The sequence below is a fragment of the Chrysiogenes arsenatis DSM 11915 genome, assembly GCF_000469585.1.
Taxonomy (GTDB): Bacteria; Chrysiogenota; Chrysiogenetes; order Chrysiogenales; family Chrysiogenaceae; genus Chrysiogenes; species Chrysiogenes arsenatis.
The window spans coordinates 1-19,880 of record NZ_AWNK01000005.1 but is presented as its reverse complement, the minus strand read 5'-3'; the positions used below and the strand labels follow the sequence as shown (position 1 = coordinate 19,880).

14 protein-coding genes and 1 pseudogene are annotated in these 19,880 nt (G+C 48.6%); 5 read left to right on the top strand and 10 right to left on the bottom strand.

What is annotated here, in order from left to right; all coding sequences use genetic code 11:
* Positions 1-136: 136 nt before the first annotated feature.
* The 3 genes from P304_RS0102455 (at position 137) to P304_RS0102440 (ending at position 5,141) form a co-directional block, all read left to right on the top strand.
* Positions 137-3,298 carry a type ISP restriction/modification enzyme gene (locus P304_RS0102455; RefSeq protein WP_236613292.1) on the top strand — a complete coding sequence of 1,054 codons (3,162 nt, stop codon included), beginning with the start codon at positions 137-139 and terminating at the stop codon, positions 3,296-3,298.
* Between the two features lie 397 nt (positions 3,299-3,695).
* Complete coding sequence (locus tag P304_RS0102445) at positions 3,696-3,878, top strand: hypothetical protein (RefSeq protein ID WP_027389250.1); 183 nt, start codon at positions 3,696-3,698, stop codon at positions 3,876-3,878.
* Positions 3,879-3,995: 117 nt separating this feature from the next.
* Positions 3,996-5,141 carry an ImmA/IrrE family metallo-endopeptidase gene (locus P304_RS0102440; RefSeq protein WP_160165000.1) on the top strand — a complete coding sequence of 382 codons (1,146 nt, stop codon included), beginning with the start codon at positions 3,996-3,998 and terminating at the stop codon, positions 5,139-5,141.
* Positions 5,142-5,552: 411 nt separating this feature from the next.
* Here P304_RS0102440 and P304_RS0102435 read toward each other — a convergent pair whose 3' ends face one another.
* The 9 genes from P304_RS0102435 to P304_RS0102395 form a co-directional block, all read right to left on the bottom strand.
* Complete coding sequence (locus P304_RS0102435) at positions 5,553-6,992, bottom strand: UDP-N-acetylmuramoyl-L-alanyl-D-glutamate--2,6-diaminopimelate ligase (protein WP_027389248.1); 1,440 nt, start codon at positions 6,990-6,992, stop codon at positions 5,553-5,555.
* A gap of 27 nt (positions 6,993-7,019) precedes the next feature.
* Positions 7,020-8,849 carry an alpha/beta hydrolase family protein gene (locus P304_RS15910; protein WP_160164999.1) on the bottom strand — a complete coding sequence of 610 codons (1,830 nt, stop codon included), beginning with the start codon at positions 8,847-8,849 and terminating at the stop codon, positions 7,020-7,022.
* Positions 8,850-8,891: 42 nt separating this feature from the next.
* A complete protein-coding gene (locus P304_RS0102425) occupies positions 8,892-9,236 on the bottom strand; it encodes a hypothetical protein (RefSeq protein ID WP_027389246.1) in 345 nt (114 codons plus the stop codon).
* A gap of 68 nt (positions 9,237-9,304) precedes the next feature.
* Positions 9,305-10,387 (bottom strand): 3-isopropylmalate dehydrogenase, encoded by a 1,083-nt coding sequence (leuB, locus tag P304_RS0102420; protein ID WP_027389245.1) that lies wholly within the window; start codon positions 10,385-10,387, stop codon positions 9,305-9,307.
* Positions 10,388-10,609: 222 nt separating this feature from the next.
* A complete protein-coding gene (locus P304_RS13620; protein ID WP_051321333.1) occupies positions 10,610-11,710 on the bottom strand; it encodes an Mrp/NBP35 family ATP-binding protein in 1,101 nt (366 codons plus the stop codon).
* A gap of 415 nt (positions 11,711-12,125) precedes the next feature.
* A complete protein-coding gene (gene pyrF / locus P304_RS13615) occupies positions 12,126-12,827 on the bottom strand; it encodes an orotidine-5'-phosphate decarboxylase (protein WP_034763846.1) in 702 nt (233 codons plus the stop codon).
* A complete protein-coding gene (locus P304_RS0102405) occupies positions 12,815-12,997 on the bottom strand; it encodes a Trm112 family protein (RefSeq protein WP_027389244.1) in 183 nt (60 codons plus the stop codon). Before P304_RS0102405 ends, pyrF begins: the two co-directional genes overlap by 13 nt.
* 59 nt (positions 12,998-13,056) lie before the next feature.
* A complete protein-coding gene (locus tag P304_RS0102400; protein ID WP_027389243.1) occupies positions 13,057-13,779 on the bottom strand; it encodes a tRNA threonylcarbamoyladenosine dehydratase in 723 nt (240 codons plus the stop codon).
* Positions 13,776-14,204, bottom strand: a complete 429-nt coding sequence (locus tag P304_RS0102395) for an Hsp20/alpha crystallin family protein (protein ID WP_027389242.1) — start codon at positions 14,202-14,204, stop codon at positions 13,776-13,778. Before P304_RS0102395 ends, P304_RS0102400 begins: the two co-directional genes overlap by 4 nt.
* Before the next feature lie 161 nt (positions 14,205-14,365).
* Between P304_RS0102395 and P304_RS0102390 the strand changes: the two genes are divergently transcribed.
* A complete protein-coding gene (locus P304_RS0102390; protein ID WP_027389241.1) occupies positions 14,366-15,679 on the top strand; it encodes a citrate (Si)-synthase in 1,314 nt (437 codons plus the stop codon).
* A 64-nt stretch (positions 15,680-15,743) separates the two neighbouring features.
* Here P304_RS0102390 and P304_RS15905 read toward each other — a convergent pair whose 3' ends face one another.
* A complete protein-coding gene (locus P304_RS15905) occupies positions 15,744-19,223 on the bottom strand; it encodes an EAL domain-containing protein (RefSeq protein WP_084417488.1) in 3,480 nt (1,159 codons plus the stop codon).
* Between P304_RS15905 and P304_RS13605 the strand changes: the two are divergent.
* Positions 19,216-19,880: pseudogene (locus tag P304_RS13605) on the top strand (IS256 family transposase); the annotation flags it as partial. The gene P304_RS15905 and the pseudogene P304_RS13605 overlap by 8 nt on opposite strands.

Sequence of the window (19,880 nt, the reverse complement as noted above, 5' to 3'; positions counted from 1 at the left end):
TCGAGCGAAGCGAGAAATCTGGATCTCTCACATGCGTTCGAGATGACTGGCAACAGTGCTGAATAGTTTACGTCACGTTTAACATATTACAAATAAGCATGATGGAGAAAAAATGGATGTGGCCGCATATCTAGACATGATTCAAAAACGCCTCAGAGCAGGTAAAACCACTGAGCACACCTTTCGTGGTGATCTTGAACAGCTTTTGCGCACACTTCTGCCGGATGTTCACGTCACTAACGAACCGGGACGCGTCCAGAACATTGGCAATCCCGACTATATCCTTTCGCGTAAAACAATCCCCATCGGGTACATAGAAGCCAAAGTCATCGGGATTAAACTGGATGGAAAAAATGAACAGTTCGAGCGATATAAAAAAGGGTTCGATAACCTTATCATTACCGATTATCTGATATTTCGTTTCTACCGTTATGGACAGTTTACAGAAGAAGTTCGGCTAGCAGAACTCCAAGGCACCACTATCATCGCCAACACAGATGCATTTCAACAATTTGAAAATCAGATTAAAGATTTTGGCATATTTGTTGGACAAACCATAAAATCACCAAATGTGCTTGCCAAAATGATGGCCGCCAAAGCACGACTTCTGCAAAATACTATTGAATACGCATTGACGTCACAAGATGATACCTATGAAAATAACAGCCTTCGCGATCAGTTAACTGCGTTTCAAGAAAGCCTCATCCATGATATCGACGAAAAGCAATTTGCTGATATTTATGCCCAAACCATAGCGTATGGCATGTTTGCCGCGAGACTGCATGATACCACACTTGAGAATTTCAGCCGCCATGAAGCAGCCGAACTTATCCCAAAATCAAATCCTTTTTTGCGTAACCTTTTTTCGTACATAGCTGGAACAACTATTGATGAACGGCTAATTACGAATGTTGACAACTTAGCCGATGTATTTCGTGCTACTGACGTAAAATCACTGTTAAATAATTTTGGCAATTCCGCTACGGCTCAAAACGACCCCATTATTCATTTTTACGAAACATTCCTCTCTGAATATGACCCCAAGCTCCGCAAGGCTCGAGGAGTCTGGTATACACCAGAACCCGTAGTCAGCTTTATCGTCCGTGCCGTTGATGACATCTTAAAAAGTGAGTTTGGTATCAAAGATGGCATTGCCGACAACAGCAAGATAGCCATTAAAGTCGAAGGTGTTGGCACTGATAAGCGCGGCAAACCCATAATGCAAGAAAAGGAAGTTCATAAAGTACAAATACTTGACCCTGCAACAGGAACAGGCACCTTTCTGGCCGAGATTATCAAGTACATCTACAAAACCCGGTTTGCTAACATGAAAGGCATGTGGAGTGGCTACGTTGAAAACGACCTCATTCCGCGATTAAACGGCTTTGAACTCCTTATGGCATCTTATGCAATGGCACACTTAAAGCTCGACTTGCTTTTACAAGAAACGGGGTATGTGCCAAATAAAAGCCAGCGTTTCCGTGTGTTTCTCACCAATAGCTTAGAAGAGCATCACCCTGCAACCGGAACCCTGTTTGCACGATGGATAAGCCAAGAGGCGCAAGAGGCTGATCTTGTAAAACGCGACACGCCAGTGATGGTAGTGTTAGGCAACCCACCATACAGCGGCGAAAGCGCTAACAAAGGCGAGTGGATTATGTCTTTGATGGAAGACTACAAAAAAGAACCTGGTGGGGCTGTAAAGCTAAATGAAAAAAATCCCAAGTGGATTAACGACGACTATGTGAAATTCATTCGTTACGCCCAGCATTTTATTGAAAAGAAAGGCGAAGGGATAATGGCGTTCATTAACCCACACGGCTTTCTTGATAACCCAACATTTCGTGGTATGCGCTGGAGCTTACTCAATACATATGACAAAATATACGTTATTGATTTACATGGCAACAGCAATAAAAAAGAAACTGCTCCAGATGGCTCAAAGGATGAAAATGTCTTTGATATCCAGCAAGGTGTTTCTATAAGTATCTTTATCAAAAAAGAAAAAAGAAAAATTGGTCAATTAGGTAAGGTTTATCACTTTGATGTTTATGGAAAGCGTACTCACAAGTATTCATTCCTTAGTAACAACTCGAATGGCCGGATCAACTATAAGCTTGTATCTAACATATCCCCTAGCTATTCTTTTATTTTAAAAGATATTGCAAGATTAAATGTGTATAAGTCAGGATTCGGCCTTGACGAGTTGATGCCCGTTAGCGTTGTTGGTTATCAATCGCACAGAGATTCTTTTGCTGTTGCCCATTGTAAGCACGAACTCATCAAGAGGCTGGCTGATTTTGTTGATGACAACATTGATGAACATGAGCTGCTGTCTAGGTATAATATTAATGAATCCAGCAGTTGGAAACTCAAAGAACAAAGAAATAAAATAGGAATACATATTAATTATGGCCAATTCGTATGCAAAACTACCTATAGGGCTTTTGATGATCGCTTTGCAATAATGCACCCAGCTATATGTGATAGGCCTAGAAAAGAACTAATTCTGCATGTCGCTGGCAGAGAAAACTATTGTTTACTGGTCTCAAAACAACAAGCAACCGTAGGGTTTAGGCATTGTTTTATCACAAAACTTATTGCAAATGACTGCGTCATTTCTACCTCTAGCAGGGAGGCAAATCAGGTTTTTCCTCTGCGACTATATGGTAGTGACGATCTTTCAACTACTACTGAAGGATATAACTTAAATTTAACTATTGTTGATAATATTTCACAAGCTATAGGCCTCGTTTTTAATGTTAATGATGCGAATGGCACATGCAGCATGTCTCCAGTTAATATCATAGATTACATTTATGCCGTCCTCCATTCGCCAAGCTATCGCACAAAATATCAAGAGTTTTTAAAAACCGATTTCCCCCGCATCCCTTATCCCACTGATGCAAATATGTTTTGGGATTTAGTACAAAAAGGGAGTGAACTGCGCCAGTATCACCTACTGGAGCATCAAGAGATTGACCGCTTTGTTACTTCGTACCCTGTTGCTGGCAATAACACTATCACCCGTAAAATTACCAAAAAAGATTGGGAACTCTACGACGAAGCTGGCGGAATTGGTCGAATCTGGATCAATGATGAACAGTATTTCGATGAAGTCCCGCTTATTGCTTGGGAGTTTTTTATCGGTGGCTATCAACCAGCACAAAAATGGCTGAAAGATCGCCATGGTCGAACGTTGAGTTATGACGATGTGCGGCATTATCAGCGGATTATTGTTGCACTCAATGAAACACATCGAATCATGGGGGAAATTGATGATACATGGCAACTTTAGTGACGCACATAACCCCACTTGTAACGTACATATTCAATTTGCAGATAGCCTTTTATTCGAGTTTAGTTCTCAAAAAGGATTATAAGAACATGTGCAATAAGACTACTAGATTACGAAAAGCTATATTAGGGTTAACAGCGATAGAAAAGACTGCGCCAAAAGTATCACCGGAAGACGTTAAATATAAGTGGTCACAGTTAGCGGGATCAGGTGGTGATCCCTACTCCATTGCACAGGAAGCGAATTCAGATGAAATTAGCGATGAACGGTTTAAAACACTAATGCGTCACTTAAATAGTTATTTATAATTCGGCGCAATGAACGGTTCAAGATAGTACGAAATTTCGTCTTGTATGCGGGTCATTTATAAATCTTGATTGATTAAGGAGTGTGTAAGATGAAATTAGATTCATTTGAAAAGAAAATTCGAAATGCAATAGCAAATTACAATGATACTTGCAATAAAGACCGTCTGGTAGAGGATGTTGCTGTGGCAATATATCATGAGCTTGGGCTTAACAATCACATTGATGAATCTTTATCTTTAGAATTACTAAACAAGCTTAAGGTCTCTGGCTAGAGTAGCCTCACTATTTCGTAGCCGTTCGCGGAATAACACAGAAAGGGATTACCATGCGAGCTGAAGGTACAGCACCTTCGTACGCAATTGGAAGATTTGATAGAGCGTATGCGGCGCATGTCTGAACAGCCACCAGCGTTCTTTTTGCGGTTAGATTTCCTCAAACAAAGTCGTTATCTTGCTCCTTACAATGCCTTTTTGATTGCGCAGCAGCGGCCCGATGCGCAATTGGTTTTTTCTGAATCAAAATGGAAGGTGTATGATCGCTACGTGCTGCCAGGCGCAGCGCCAATTGTAACGCTTATCCCTTTTGGTCCGGTTGCATTTGTCTATGATATTCGGGATACGGATGGGCGGCCTATAGAAGGGTATGAGAGTGATATTCCGCTAGGCGCGTTATGCGATCGCCTGTTCCCATTTGAAGGGTCTGTTGGCGCTGACTTGGAATTAGCATTCCGGCGTCTTGTCTACAACTGCGATAAAAAGAATATTCACGTAGAGTTCAAACCACTTTCAGTTTTTCAAGCGGGATACGTGACTTGCTATACGCAACCGGACGAGAAAAACTCGCCACAAATACATTATTCTCTCACAATCAACTCAAATCACGGTATTGCTCAACAGTTCCCCACGCTAGTTCACGAACTGGCACATATTTTTTGTGATCATTTATCTGAACGGACAAAACGTCTTTCTCACGAAATAGAAGAGCTGGAAGCCGAGGCGGTGGCATATCTATTCTGCTATCGCAAAGGATTTCGCCCTTGTTCGGAGAAGTACCTTATTGACTTTTTCGAGCAGGGCATTGACGTACCACTGTCACATTTTGAAATAATTTTGAAGGCACACCGAGAGATTGAGAAACTTCAGGTTGCCGATATCGGTGACACTGATCTGATCCCAGTAGAGTTTCACTTCTCCGTCGGCGGCTACTTTGGCTCATCGTATGCGCTTACCTTAAAAGATGAAACGATTGACTACGAAATTTGGCATCTCAGTGATGGGCATGTAGTGCCAACCACCGTTCTTAGCGTAAAGAAAGGTGCTTGGTCAAAGTTTCTGCAAGTGTGTCACGAAATAAATGTTTGGGACTGGAATAGTAGATATGTAAACCCTGGGGTTTGCGACGGAACTCAATGGCAATTTGTGTTACGGCTCCCTTATGCATTCATTGAAAGCTCAGGCGACAACAGTTATCCACCAGAATTTGATCGGCTATTAGCCGCGGCAAGTCGATTAGCTAACGGTGTCGAACTCAAATGATGTTGGCAAGATAACGTGGTGTGGTGGCGTGTGAAAAGATTGAAAACCAGCAATCGAGATAATCTATGAGTAACGAACAGGCCAACTCCGCAAACCCTCCCGACCTGAATTGAAAGGGGCGGTCTGCTGAAAAGCACAAAAAAAAAGCCCCAAACTCCTTGGGGCGTGAACGGTAGCGTTACCCTAGCGGCCAGATGGGCTGACGGTTTTTACGTAACCGTAATTTTTTTCAGTATTTGCTTCCCAAATAACCAACCCGCCGAGTAATAGGCCGACAACGCCAAGACCAATAATAAGTTTGATGACATTCTTGTTTATAGGGCACCTCGTGTCTGTTTTTCAGTATTGTTAGGGGTTTTCCCCTCTTTCTACAAGGGAAATCGACCTCATTAGGATAACTCTTCGTCAGTTTTACGGTTTGCTTGATGTTATTTTCGCCATTTGCGCTGTTTTTTGGAAGGTCTCTAGGTCGCTAAAGTGAATCCGTTCTCTTCCGTAGATTTGGTATTCTTCATGCCCTTTACCAGCAATTACCAGCAAATCATCCTCGCCTGCAAGTTCGCAGGCGCGCTGAATAGCGGTGGTACGGTCACGGATGGTTTCGGTTTTGGCAGGATCCATCGGTGCTATGATTTGCGCGATAATCTGATCTGGATTTTCGGTACGTGGGTTGTCGTCGGTGACAAGAGCGATATCTGCCAACTGCGATGCCAGTGCTCCCATTTTAGGGCGTTTCGTGGTATCGCGGTCGCCACCACAGCCAAACACAACAATCAATCGACCGGTGCAGAGGGCGCGCGCACCGTGGAGTAAGCGTTCCAAAGCATCTGGAGTATGGGCGTAATCAATGATGGCACGGATGCTGTTGACGGCCACAACCTGAAAGCGTCCGGCTGGGGGTTGCAGGGTAGTAAGTGCCTCCGCTATTTCGGCTGGAGCGTAGCCGTCTGCCAGCGCAAATGCGACAGCTGCCTGGATGTTTTCGAGGTTAAAGGGGCCATAGAGCGGTGCGCGGAAATGGTGCCCTTGCATCTGGAAAGCAATCCCTTGTTCATCCATGATTTGGTTTTCTACGCGCCAAGAGCCATTTGTTCCATAACTTGCGACGGTATGCCACTGTGTAGCGCTCAGTGGAACGCGTTCACGATTGACCAGCGCGATGGCGGGGGAATATTCGGTAAACAGGCGCCACTTTGCGGCGAGATAGTTTTCCATGGTGCCGTGGAAATCGAGGTGATCCGGAGTAAGGTTTGTAAACAGCGCACCGAAAAACTGAGTTCCCTGTACGCGGCCAAGTTCCAGTGAATGGGAAGAGACTTCCATAAAGAGATAGTCGACACCCTCGGCGATGCTGGTGTTGAACAGGGTTTGGAGCTCGGCGCCGCGTGGTGTGGTATTAGAAAGCGGCGTTAGCGGCTCTGGCCACACGGCGTAGCCGAGTGTTCCCAGCACCGCAGCACGTTTACCGAGCGCATGATAGATCTGGGCAAGATAGGTAACGGTAGAACTTTTGCCGTTGGTGCCGGTAACGCCAACAACGCGCATCTGGCGCGCAGGATAGTCGTAGCAGAGTGCAGCAATTTCCCCTTCGCGTTCGGCGAGATCAGGAATAACCAGTGTCGGGATGCTCAGCGAGATTTCTCGCTCGACGAGCGCTGCCAGAATTTTTCCGCTGGCCGCAAGCGACGGTAGATCATCATGCGGATCGTAATTTAGACCGGCAACGGCGATAAAGAGTGAATTGTCAGGGATGGTGCGACTATCCCACGCAAGCGCGGTTGGGGTGAGCGTGGCGTAGTGTGGGAGTGGTTCGATATCGAGCGCGGTAGCGATGTCGTGCAGTGTTTTCATCTGAAAAAGTTCTCCTTTGATGGATGTTTACTCTGGCAGGAGGAAGTCAACCACACGCTGCTGAAGTTTGGCCGTGTCCCCTGAGTGACGGTACGAGTGGGCAAACGGGTAGCTGTCGAAGTGGACACGCACGCCGTGTTTGAGCAGTGCGTTATAATATTCTATTCCTTGCGCGTAAGGAACGATGCGATCACGGGTGCCATGTATCAGCAGCACTTCGGCCTGCACGGATTTTGTATAAAAAAGCGGCGAGCGCTCAATGAGCAGTGGAAGTTGGTCAAGGTCGCCCATATATGATTCGGCAAAGCCAGTGTAGAGCGTAGAATTGATATAGCTGGTAAGGTTGGTGATGCCGGCTCCAATGATGGCGCGACGGAAGCGTTCGGGGTAACGACTGATGGCCATTGCGCTGAGGTAGCCACCATAGCTCCAGCCAGCGACGCTGAGTTCGTTGGTATCTACCGCGTAGTGTGCGATGGCAAAATCGACCCCTGCGATGACATCATCTACATCGCCGCCGCCCCAATCGCCGATATTGGCACGGCGGAATTGGAGTCCCCAACCAGCGCTGCCACGGGGATTTGGCCGTAGCACAAATGCACCCCGATGAGCCATAACTTGAACCGGCAGGAAATATGGGTAGCCGCTAAATCGTTCGGTGTAGACATCGGCTGGGCCGCCGTGCAAGTTCAAGATAAGTGGATAGCGTTTGTTGGCGTCGTAGTGTACCGGAAAGGTAAGGAGGCCGTGGATGGTTTGCTCACCCGATTGCCAGGCGATGGGTACTGTTGCTCCGCGCGGGAGATCACGTGTCTGTTTGTTGTAGTGTGTTCGCCAGCGAAGCGTGTTGCCCATGAAGAATGACAACTCTTCTGGTTCGTCGATATGGACACTCAAGAGGAGTGTGGTAGCGCCGCGGGACGCGTAGTTTTCTATATAGTGGGGCGAGGGGAACTGGGTTTCTTGTGGGGTGGCACCAGTGGTTTGGGTGATGAGCCGTTGTTGCATTCCCGCGACACTGAGGTACTGTACGGTGTGGTTGTTGACCCACGTTGCGATGCGGCAGTCGTCTGGTGGACGGATGGCCAGTGGTGTGTCGCTACCGGTAGCGAAATCGTAGATGCGCGGTTGTAATTGGTAGCCCCATCCGGGAACACCGTTGGCGCTGAGGTACAGAAAGCGGCTGCCATCTGGGGAAAAGCGCGGTGCGGCGTCCATAGCAGGGCGTTCAACCAGTGTGGTAAGTGATCGGTTGGTTGTGTCGAACAGGAAAATATCGTAATCGACGGGATACCAGATTGGTTCGTCACGATGCGCGGCGAAAAGGAGCGATTGTTCGTCGGGAGCGACGTCAAGCGATGTGATGCGGAGTGGTTGGTTTTGCAGTAACGGGGTGGTTTCACGGGTAGCAATTGTCTGTTGATAGAGGTCGTGAAACTGGATGGGATCGTGTGTTTTTGCATTCAATCGTCCGCTATTGACGGCAAGGTAAAGGGCGTCATGACCGAGGGAAAAGAGCAGTACGCCAGCATCAAACGAAGTGAGTTGTTGCACGGTCGCGTGCGCGTGGTTCCAGCGAAAGACTTGGCGGCGGTTGTTCGTGTCACTCGCAAGAAAGAAAAGCTCCGGTTGCGTCGCGTGAGCGGTCAATTGTGTGATGGAACCGCGTGGCGACTCCAGCGAGTCAATGCGCGTCCCGTCATGGTCATAGAGGTCGATCCGTTTCGAGTTGACCACAACGGCAGCCACGGTATCGGTGAGTTGCGGTTGAGAGAGGTAGACGTAGTGTTCAAGGTCGGCCACGGTCGTAGCGGTGCTGGTGAGAGGGCGAATAGATACGAGAAGCAGTACCAGCATGACAAAGGAAAAGAGTGACCGGGCGCGCCTGTGCATGTGGGCTTAACGGCGGAACAGGACGATTCCATCCTGCTCAAAGTTCTTCAGCCACGAGGGACGTTGCTCCAGTAACGTCAGAAAGGGAACGACAGCAAAAATATCGGGTTTGATATGGCACGTGTATTCGGCTTCAATGGCATCGAGCAGCGTGGTGATTTGGGCAAGCGCAGCTTCTGTCCGTTCGGGAACGAGAAAGATCACGTTCAGTGGCGATTCTCCATCTTCCATGCGGCCGCCGTAGAGGGTGGCGTACTGGACGCATTCTAGGTCGGCGAGGCGTTCGCTCAGTGCGGCGAGGGCGTTTTGTTCATGTTCGGGAAGCAAGTCAATAAAATGTTTCGGGTTCAATGGGGTGTCCTTGTGTGGGGGAAGTTGATGCGGAAAACGGGCAGGATTGCTCCTGCCCTTGTTCATAGTTACTTCAGGTTTGCCAAAATCGCTTGGCCGATTTCTTTCGTATTCACGCGCTGCATGCCGGGGCTCATGATGTCGCCGGTGCGGTAGCCCTGATCAAGGGTTTTGCGAACAGCAGCTTCGATTTTTTCCGACGCTTCGATGGCACCGAAAGAGAACTTCAGCATCATCGCCGCCGAAAGGATTTGCGCAATCGGGTTGGCAATCCCCTGTCCGGCGATGTCAGGTGCTGATCCGCCTGATGGCTCGTACAGTCCGAACGTTCCTTCAGCCAGTGATGCCGATGGCAACATGCCGAGTGAACCGGTTAGCATGGCAGCTTCGTCAGACAAGATATCGCCGAACATGTTGTCGGCCAAGATCACGTCGAATTGCTTCGGGTTACGCACGAGCTGCATAGCGGCATTGTCGACGTACATGTGCGTCAGTTCGACTTCAGGGTAGTTTTTCGAGACTTCTACGACCACTTCGCGCCACAGGATTGACGTGGTAAGGACGTTGGCTTTGTCGATAGAGCAGAGTTTTTTGTTGCGCTTCATGGCGGCTTCAAAAGCAACGATGGCGATACGACGGATTTCGGATTCGCTGTATACAAGTGTGTCAAATGCTTTGCGTTCGGGTTTCTCTTCGCGCCCTTTCGGTTGACCGAAGTAAATTCCGCCCGTGAGTTCGCGGACAATCAGAATGTCCATGCCACCGGCAATACATTCTTCTTTAAGGGTTGAAGCGCCAGTCAGTGCTGGGAAGATGATGGCTGGACGTAAGTTAGCGTATAGACCGAATATTTTCCGTAGAGGCAAGAGTGCGCCACGTTCCGGCTGTTTTTCCGGTGGCAGGTTTTCCCATTTGGGGCCACCGACGGAGCCAAACAGGATCGCTTCGGCATTTTTACATGCTTCAAGGGTTTTAGCGGGCAGTGGCTCGCCCCAGTTGTCGATGGCGATCCCGCCAACATCAGCCCACTCTTTTTCAAAAGTCAGTCCGTACTGTGCACCAACGGTGTCGAGCACTTCGATCGCTACAGCCATGACTTCTGGGCCGATGCCGTCGCCGGGTAAAACGGCGATTTTGTGTTGCTTGGTCATACTATCTCCTTGTTATTTTTGGCGGTTGATTTGCCGTATATGCTGAAAATTTTGTAACCATTTACGATCTCCCTTGTCATCTCGAACGCAGTGAGAGATCTCTTGTTTTTTCTGAGACTTCTCCTCGCTACGCTCGTTCGAAATGACACCATGTAGTTAATGGATGTCTATATGCGTCTGTGTGTAAGAGTTGCCATTCTTTTCACGTGAAAAGAAAGAACATTATCCTCCGCTACACGCCGACTTGCCACCTTTAGATACGCCGATTTTCTGCGGTGCTGGTTTGGTTTGCATCCGCACGCTAACACTGGCGACAAGGTTTTTCGCAATTTTCGTGAACTTCTTGGCGAGGTCGCTTTCGCTTTCCAGTGCGGCGTAGAACGGTGTGCCAGCGTCGCCGGTTTCGCGCACGGCAATGCTGAGCGGGAGATCGCCTAAGAAAGGGAGTTTCTTTTCAGCTGCGTATTTGCGTGCCCCTTCGGTGCCAAAAATATGGCTTTCGTGGTTGCAGTTGGGGCAGATGTGGTAGCTCATATTTTCGACAATACCAAGGATCTCCACGCCGGTTTTTTCAAACATAGCTACCGCTTTACGGGCATCGAGCAGGGCAACGTCTTGCGGCGTCGAAACGACTACCGCGCCAGTAATCGGCACGGTTTGTACGAGGCTCAGCTGCACATCGCCAGTTCCTGGGGGAAGGTCGAGCAGCAGAAAGTCGAGTTCTTCCCATGCCACTTCGCACATAAACTGTTTAATTGCACTGTGAATAACGGGGCCGCGCCAGATGACAGGGTCGTTTTCATCGAGAAAAAATCCCATGCTCATAATCTTGATGCCGTCGGCGGTTTGCGGCGGAACAATATCTTCGCCACGCACGGTCGGGCGCTCAGTCACACCGAACATTTTCGGCACCGATGGGCCGTAGATATCGGCATCCATTAAGCCAACTTTATAACCCATACGTGCGAGAGCGACGGCCATATTGCAAGTGACCGTCGATTTGCCGACGCCACCTTTGCCACTGCCAATAGCCACAATGTGTTTAATGCCAGGGAGGGGATTTTCGACGGCAGTTGTTTCAGGTGCGGTCAGCCGGATGGCGACGCTTTTGACGCCAGCGACAGTTTCTACCGCTTCGCGGCATTCGCGTTCAATCTGTGTTTTGAGCGGGCATCCGGCGGTGGTTAGTTCGACGACCACCAGAACATCTCCGCCATCGACCTGGATATCTTTAATCATTCCGAGTTCGAGCAGGGTTTTGCCGATTTCGGGGTCTTTGACGGGGGCAAGTGCCTCCCGAACTTTTTCAACGGTCAATGACATATTCTACCTCTTTTCATCTCTTGGGGAGCTTATACCCTTTCAGGTAGTCGGGTGGCAAGCCTTTGAAATTTGTCTTCGATTACATTCTGTAATGCAGGTATTGCATGTAAGTAACCACTGATGAACGAGGCACTTCAATGATTGGTTGGCGGTATGGCCATGGCCAATGACTTTGGCTGGGCAATGGTTTAAGCAGCCATCACAGTGCTCGCAATGGTTTGTTGGCACAGTTGTTGTGGTCATCAGCTCCATCGGAACCAGTGGCCGGACGTAATATTTTTTTCGGGCAGCAATATTTGGCAGATAGCCAAATCCGCTTTCTCCGCGCACTAAATATCCAAGCTGATAGAGGAGCTTTTGGCTCGCGCGGTGGTTGAGTCCTAGCCTTTGCGGGGTAGCAAAAATTTGCAGTTGATTATCCGCGTAGAGCAGCGTCGATCTCCTCTTGAATCAGGGCATACCCTTCTTGCGGGCGCTTATGTTTGGTAATTGGGCGACCGATTACCATAAAATCTGTCCCCAGCTTCACGGCATCGGCTGGTGTGGTGATGCGGGTTTGATCGTCAGTGGTTGACCACGCGGGGCGAATGCCCGGTGTGATCGTCAGGAAATCTTCGCCAAGGTGTTCTTTGATCAGGCGCACTTCACGCGCGGAACAGACCACTCCATTGAGTCCGCTTTCTTTCGCGAGCGTGGCGAGCCGTAAAACGTGTTGCTCTAGGGGTGCTTCAATGCCGACTTCGCGCAATTCATCGGCTCCCATGCTGGTCAGGACGGTAACGGCAATCAGGAGCGGCGGATTGCTGATATCCTTCAGCGCGTTCGCGGCGGCTTCCATCATGGTGCGACCGCCACTGGCATGAACGTTCACCATCCGCACACCGAGTTCGGCAGCGGCACGGGTGGCTTGGGCAGCGGTATTGGGGATGTCATGGAACTTGAGGTCGAGAAAAACGTGTGCGCCAGCAGAAACAACATCTTCGACTATTTTTTGTCCATGGGAAACAAACAGTTCCTTACCGATTTTGAACCACGGACGAAAAGAGGCGAGCTCATCGACGGTGCTGCGGGCAATCATCCGATCTGAGGTATCAAGCGCAACAATTACTTTTGACATGCAAGGCTCCTTGCTTTTTCTATCAGCATGATGGGGATGTCATCAGTGATGGGATATGCCAGTGCGCAGGCATGGCAGTGGAGTTCTTCGCGCGGAGTGGTTGCGTATTCCAGTGTCCCTTTGCACTGTGGGCACACTAAAATGGACTGAAGTTCGGGGGGAAGTGGCATACATACATCCTTTATTGTTTGGTACTTCTAAAATAGCGATGAACACAAGGGTCACCATTTTACACAGTTTTTCCGCCAGATAACAACCATCGGCAGCCCCATGATGCCATAGAAAGACCGAAGGTGGCGGGGACAAAGATCATGCTTCCCTGTGCCACGCGGTCGCGTCCATGGGCGGTTTTACTGATGAGCGGAGTGTGTGGTGTGATTGGTTTTTCCCGCGAATAGACGACAGGGAAGTCAAGGGTGTGGCCGGTGCGGCGGATGAATTTGCGCACACGCGCGGCTAAGGGGCAAATGTCGGTTTGGCTTAATTTGGCAATTTGCACTTGTTGCGGATCAAGTTTGCCGCCAGCGCCCATCGAGCTGATGAACGGTTGTCCGGCATCGAGCAAGCGGCGCAAAAGGCGTAGTTTGGGGTTGAGCGAATCGATGCAGTCAAAGACGAGATCAACCGTCGCGCCGCCAAATAGTTCCCCTTCGGTATAGAAGTCGGTATTAATGTGTACGGTTGTGGTGGGCGATATATCAAGCACACGTTGTTGTGCGACTTCGGCTTTTGAATGGCCGATTGTAGAATGGAGGGCAACGAGTTGGCGGTTAAGGTTGCCAGTGCTGACCACATCGGCATCAAGCAAATAGAGCGTGCCAACTCCTGAACGAGCCAGTGCTTCGGCCACAAATGAACCCACTCCACCAAGGCCAATAACCGCCATGCTTGATCGAGCGAGTGTTTGGATTCCGGCTTCGCCAATCAGTAATGCGCTTCGTTCGTGCATCATGCGCTGGCACCGGTTGTCGTCTGTAGTGGAAGATGGATTCGTAAGAGGCCATCGCGCAGTTCAACACAAACATTTTTTTCGTCAATGTCATTTTCCAGATACACGCGCTTGCGAAAGGCACCGTGGTTTTGTTCCATTCGCACGTACGTGCACCCTTCTGATTGCTTGCGCAAACGCCGTACTCCAGAGATGACGAGGTGTTTGCCGCGAATTTCGAGTTCTACATCTTCGTTGTCCACTCCGGGGAGGGCGACTTCTACACGATACTCTTTTGGGCTCACGCTGATATCGACATCTGGGAGCCATTCAGAGCGTCGTTCGCCACGAGAAATATCGCTTAAAGCACATGTTTCATCATAAAAAGACGTCATTTTATTGTAGAGAAAGACCATCTCAAATAATGGTTCTTGCGGTATTTTGGCCATTTCTATACCCCCGATAGGAATCAAACATCATTTCGAAAAATACTTGCCATCACTAGAATCTTGGTATATTGTATACAGAAATTTGGCCTAAGTAAAGGCTGCTGGTCGTTATAGCACGTTTGTGCTAAGTCAATAGAAAGTGATTTTAAGGAGGCATCAGTATGGGACTTAAAGAGAAACTGCGCCAAAAGATTGTTGAGCACCGTCCGCGTACCACAAAACTCATGAAAGAACACGGTAACGTGAAGATTGGCGAAGTGACCATCGAACAGTGTATCGGTGGCGCTCGTGATGTGAAGTGTCTGGTAACCGACATTTCTTACCTTGATCCACAAGAAGGGATTCGTTTCCGTGGTAAAACAATTGACGAAACATTTGCTTGTTTGCCAAAAGTTGCTGGGAAAAACTACCCTACTGTAGAATCTTTCTGGTATTTTCTATTGACTGGCGAAGCGCCAACAGAAGCTGAAGTTGCTGAGTTAGTTGCTGACTTCAAAGCACGCTCACAAGTTCCACAGTACGTGTATGACGTGCTCCGCGCGCTGCCGCGCGACTCGCATCCAATGGCAATGTTCTCGGCTGCGATCGTTTCTATGCAACGCGAATCAAAGTTTTCTGCCTACTATAAGAGCGGAAAATTCAACAAAATGGATGCTTGGGAGTACATGTACGAAGAGTGTACTGACCTGCTCGCCAAACTCCCAGCTATCGGCGCGTACATCTACCGTATGAAGTACAAAGGGGACGTCCATATCCCTGCTGATCCAAACCTCGACTTTGGCGGAAACTTCGCACACATGATGGGCGTTCCTGCTCCTTATGACGACGTTTCTCGTATGTACTTCATCCTCCACTCTGACCACGAATCAGGGAACGTTTCTGCACACACAACTCACCTTGTTGCGTCGGCTCTTTCTGATGCGTACTACTCACTTTCTGCTGGTATTAACGGTCTTGCCGGCCCACTTCACGGTCTTGCGAACGAAGAAGTTCTCCGTTGGACACAACAGTTCATGGAAAAACTCGGCGGCCAAGAGCCAACCGAAGAGCTGATCGAAAAAGCTCTGTGGGATACACTGAACAGCGGTCAAGTTGTTCCTGGGTACGGTCACGCAGTATTGCGTAAGACTGACCCACGTTACACTTCACAGCGCGAGTTCTGCTTGAACACTGAAGGGCTGAAGGATTATCCGCTCTTTAAAGTTGTCAGCATGATCTACAAAGTGGCTCCTGGCGTTCTTACGAAGCAAGGAAAAGCGAAGAACCCATGGCCAAACGTTGACTCACAGTCTGGCGTTATCCAGTGGTACTACGGTGTTACCGAGTATGACTTCTACACCGTTCTGTTCGGCATTGGCCGCGCCATCGGCGTACTTGCTAACATCACTTGGGATCGCGGCCTTGGCTATGCTATCGAGCGTCCGAAGTCTGTTACGACTGCTATGCTCGAAAAGTGGGCAGAAGAAGCGAAGTAATTTCGCACTCATTCCAATACATAAAACCCCTCGGCCAGTCGGTCGAGGGGTTTTTTTGCGTCAATTAAAAGTTGTTTTTCACATACGCTTCAAATTGTTCAATCGGCAGTGGTCGGCTAAAGAGGTAGCCTTGGCAGGCGTAACAGCCGACGCTTGCAAGAAACTCCCGCTGCGCTTCCGTTTCCACCCCTTCGGCGATGACACTCAGCCCAAAACTTTTCCCAAGCGCTACGACTGTTTTTGCAATGGTGGCATCGTTTGGGTCATCCAGAACATCGCGCACAAAGGATTGGTCGATCTTTAATTGATCAAGTGGTAGACGTTTCAGATACGCCAGCGAGGAGTATCCGGTGCCAAAATCGTCCAGTGAAAAGCCAATCCCATGGGTTTTCAGCGTAGCCATTTTATCAACGACATCATCAACCTTTTCTACCAATAGGCTTTCTGTAAGTTCCAGCTTCAAAAGTGCGGGATTGGCACCTGTTTTCTGAACTGAGTCGAGAACGGTGGCAACGAAATTTAGTTCGCGGAATTGCCGCGTGCTGACGTTGATCGCCAGTGTCAGGTCAGCCAGTTTTGGTTCTGATGCCCAGCAGGCAAGGTTCGTGCAAGCCGTTTCAAGAACCCATTGGCCTAAGGAAAGAATTAAGCCAGTTTCTTCGGCTAAAGGGATAAAATCGGCTGGTGATACCATGCCACGTGTGGGATGTTGCCAGCGCACAAGAGCTTCAGCGCCGGTGACAGTGCCATTTTCACCAATTTGTGCTTGATAGTGAAGTATCAGTTGCCCTTCTCGGATTGCGTTGCGGAGATCTTTTTCCAAAGCTGTCCGATAGGTAACCGCTATTTCCATTGCAGGGTCAAAGAAACGGATAGCATCGCGTCCGGAGGCTTTGGCTTTATACATGGCAAGATCTGCTTGTTTCATCATCTCATCAATGGATGTATCTTCGCCGAGGAAAAGGGTTACGCCAATGCTCTGCGTGCTGTGATGCAGTAATCCTGCGAGTGTATACGGCTGATTGAGTGTGGTAAGAATTTTCTCGCCAATTGTTTCCGCAATTTGTGCCGCTTCGGTCTTATCGCTATGCAGACTAGAAATCATAACCAGAAATTCGTCGCCGCCAAGACGCGCCACGGTATCTTCGCCGCGCACGCAACTGGTAAGGCGTTGGGCAACTTGCCTTAACAGGGAGTCACCCATATCATGCCCGAGGGTATCGTTCAGGGTTTTAAAGTTGTCAAGATCAATGAAAAAGAGTGCTCCATAGACGCCACGACGACCAGCTGCGGTCATAGCCTGCTTCAGGCGATCATTGAAAAGCGTTCTGTTCGGTAACCCGGTAAGTTGGTCGAAGTAGGCCAGTTCGGCAATCCGTTCTTCGGCTCGTTTGCGTTCGGTAATGTCAAAATGGCTGCCGACATAATGGGTAACACGCCCCGCGGCATTTTTGACTGCCGAAATAGTGAGCCATTTAGGGTACACTTCTCCGTTTTTGCGCTGATCCCAGATTTCACCCTGCCAGACACCCGAAGCATTGATCGATTCCCACATATCGCGGTAAAACTTTTCATCATGATAGCCGGACTGTAAAATTCGTGGATTTTGACCGATCACTTCTTCGGGTTGATAGCCTGTGGTTTCGGTGAATGACGTATTCACTTTAAGGATAACGCCATTGGCATCTGTCACCACCATCCCTTCTTGTGACTCGAAGGCCGCAGCGGCAATACGCAGCTCCGTTTCTGCGAGCGCGAGTTCTGTCATGTCGATAAGAACGCCACGGAAGCCGGTAGGCTTGCCATGTTCGTAGCACACACTGGTGTAAACTTGAATGGGGAATGTGCTGCCATCTTTACGCAAAGCGGTATAGCTATTCCCTTTTGCGATTCCTGTGAGCGTAATGTGTTTGAGGTTTTCCGCAAGACGGGCGTGGTCTTCGGGAATAATCGTAGCGGTAATATTCATGCCACGAACAAGGTCGGCTTCTGTATACCCAAAAGCTTTATATCCAGCTTGGTTGACGTAGGTGAGTATTCCTTGTAGGTTCGATTCAAAAACGGTTTGCGGCAAAAGTTCTGTGACTTCGCGAAACTTTTTTTCGCTCGCCTGAAGAGCATCTTCTGCCCGCTTGCGTTCTGTAATATCCGCAAAAACACATGCAAAACGATGGGGCGACGGGCTGAAGGCAGTGATTTGAAAATGTTTGCCAATTTCTCTGGAGTAGTTTTCAAAGAAAATAGGTTCACCGCCGAGCGCGACTTTACCGTAGGTTTCTATCCAATACGGCTCGGTATTGGGGAGTACTTCAAGGACGGTACGACCGACAATATCGTGTGCGCGCAAGCCAGTCATCTGCTCAAAACTCGGATTGACCGCAAGGAAACGGTAGTCAATAGGGTTACCTGCGCTATCACACACAATTTCATGGAGTGCAAAACCGTTCAGCATGGATTGAAATAAGAGTTGATAGCCTGCTTCGGCTTGCTTTAAGTCGGTGATATCCAAATGGGTTCCGGCCATTAAAAGTGGTGCGCCATCGGCATCCCATTCGTAAACACGCCCACGGTCAAGCACCCATACCCAATGGCCGTCTTTATGGCGCATGCGCACTTCGCAGCGATAGCTGTCGATTTCGCCTGCAAAATGTTGTTCCAGTGCATTTTCCGCTTTAACAAGGTCATCAGGATGTGACAGTCGCTGCCAAAGGGTGATATCAAGGGGCGATAATTCCGGTAAGGAGTAACCCAGCATTTCTGCCCACCGTTCATTATAAACAGTCCTTCCCGTTTGAACGTTCCATTCCCACGTTCCAGCTTGCGAGCCCTCAATGATATAGGTAAGCCGTTGTTGGTTTTTTTTGATTTGAGTTGTTTGGCGCGTGATTGTATGGCGTAACGAAAGGTTCCACAGCGCAACGAGAGCGATGCCTCCACAGGCGACAAGAATATACGGCCAAAGGGTTATAGACTCGGTCGCATGGTCGGGCAACGTAGTGCCAATCCACTTGCGACTGAGGCGATCAAGCATTCCGGAAGCGTCAGCGTGCTCAATCCCTTTATTTATTATTGATTGAAGTAAGTGATGGCCTTGTAGTACCGCCATGCTATTCAATCCGATATAGAGGGGTTCGCCGATAATTTTTAGTTCAAGGTTGAGATTCGAGCGGTAGAGGTGATAGAGGACAATTTGCTCATCACCAATAATGGCATCGGCTTGGCCGTTAATAACCATATTTGTTGCTTCAGCAAAGGTACTGGTTGGTACTATTTCGGCGGTGATCCCTTGCGATTTCAAATACTCTGCGGCGTAGTCGCCACGTTGCATGGCGATTTTTTTTCCAGACAAATCGGCTAATTTCGCAATATCTGGTCGATCTGTGCGTACAAATATGGATGCGGGAACTTCAAATATGGTTTGGGTAAAGTCGAATAATTCATCCCGTTTTTCGCTGTAGAAAAAACTGAGTGTGTAAAATATTTTGTGTAAGTGGCCATTTACGATACCATTCTGATCATATCTCAAGGAGTATCCTATGGCCATTTCCGATGAACTTCTCGACCAGCTTCTTGCCAACTATAAAAAGCCTGAAGATCTTGTAGGCGAAGGCGGTCTACTCAAAGAGTTAACGAAGCGACTTGTAGAGCGTGCAATGCAGACAGAGATGACTGACCATCTTGGCTATGCCAAACATGGAAAGTCAGACAAGCAGGCTGGAAACTCACGCAACGGCAAATATCCAAAGACCATTAGTGGTGAGTTTGGTGAGCTTCAGATCAATGTTCCCCGTGACCGCGACGCCAGTTTTGAGCCAAAAATTATCCCCAAAGGTCAAAGCCGCTTTCATGGTTTTGACGATAAAATCCTCTCTATGTACGCGCTGGGCATGAGTACACGGGACATTCAAGTTCACTTAGAAGAGATGTATGGAGTGGAGGTTTCCCCCACCTTAATATCCCAAGTAACCGATGCTGTGATTGACGATGTGAAATCATGGCAAAACCGTCCCCTTGATGAAGTTTACCCCATTGTTTATCTGGATGCTATCAGGGTGAAAGGGAGACAAGGCGGACACATTATCAACAAAGCAGTGTATCTCGCGTTGGCTGTCACCATGGAGGGACAAAAGGAAGTTCTTGGCATGTGGATCGCCGAAATGAAGGGCAAAGTTCTGGCTTAGTATTCTTAACGGACTACAAA

Bases quoted from the DNA above. Each gene is read 5' to 3' on its own strand.
- P304_RS0102435 (WP_027389248.1), bottom strand. From the start codon at position 6,992: ATGAAAACACTGCACGACATCGCTACCGCGCTCGATATCGAACCACTC.
- P304_RS15905 (WP_084417488.1), bottom strand. From the start codon at position 19,223: ATGGCCATAGGATACTCCTTGAGATATGATCAGAATGGTATCGTAAAT.
- P304_RS0102390 (WP_027389241.1), top strand. From the start codon at position 14,366: ATGGGACTTAAAGAGAAACTGCGCCAAAAGATTGTTGAGCACCGTCCG.
- pyrF (WP_034763846.1), bottom strand. From the start codon at position 12,827: ATGTCAAAAGTAATTGTTGCGCTTGATACCTCAGATCGGATGATTGCC.
- P304_RS15910 (WP_160164999.1), bottom strand. From the start codon at position 8,849: ATGCTGGTACTGCTTCTCGTATCTATTCGCCCTCTCACCAGCACCGCT.
- P304_RS0102405 (WP_027389244.1), bottom strand. From the start codon at position 12,997: ATGCCACTTCCCCCCGAACTTCAGTCCATTTTAGTGTGCCCACAGTGC.
- P304_RS0102440 (WP_160165000.1), top strand. From the start codon at position 3,996: ATGTCTGAACAGCCACCAGCGTTCTTTTTGCGGTTAGATTTCCTCAAA.
- P304_RS0102455 (WP_236613292.1), top strand. From the start codon at position 137: ATGATTCAAAAACGCCTCAGAGCAGGTAAAACCACTGAGCACACCTTT.
- P304_RS0102395 (WP_027389242.1), bottom strand. From the start codon at position 14,204: ATGGCCAAAATACCGCAAGAACCATTATTTGAGATGGTCTTTCTCTAC.
- P304_RS13620 (WP_051321333.1), bottom strand. From the start codon at position 11,710: ATGTCATTGACCGTTGAAAAAGTTCGGGAGGCACTTGCCCCCGTCAAA.
- leuB (WP_027389245.1), bottom strand. From the start codon at position 10,387: ATGACCAAGCAACACAAAATCGCCGTTTTACCCGGCGACGGCATCGGC.
- P304_RS0102445 (WP_027389250.1), top strand. From the start codon at position 3,696: ATGAAATTAGATTCATTTGAAAAGAAAATTCGAAATGCAATAGCAAAT.
- P304_RS0102400 (WP_027389243.1), bottom strand. From the start codon at position 13,779: ATGATGCACGAACGAAGCGCATTACTGATTGGCGAAGCCGGAATCCAA.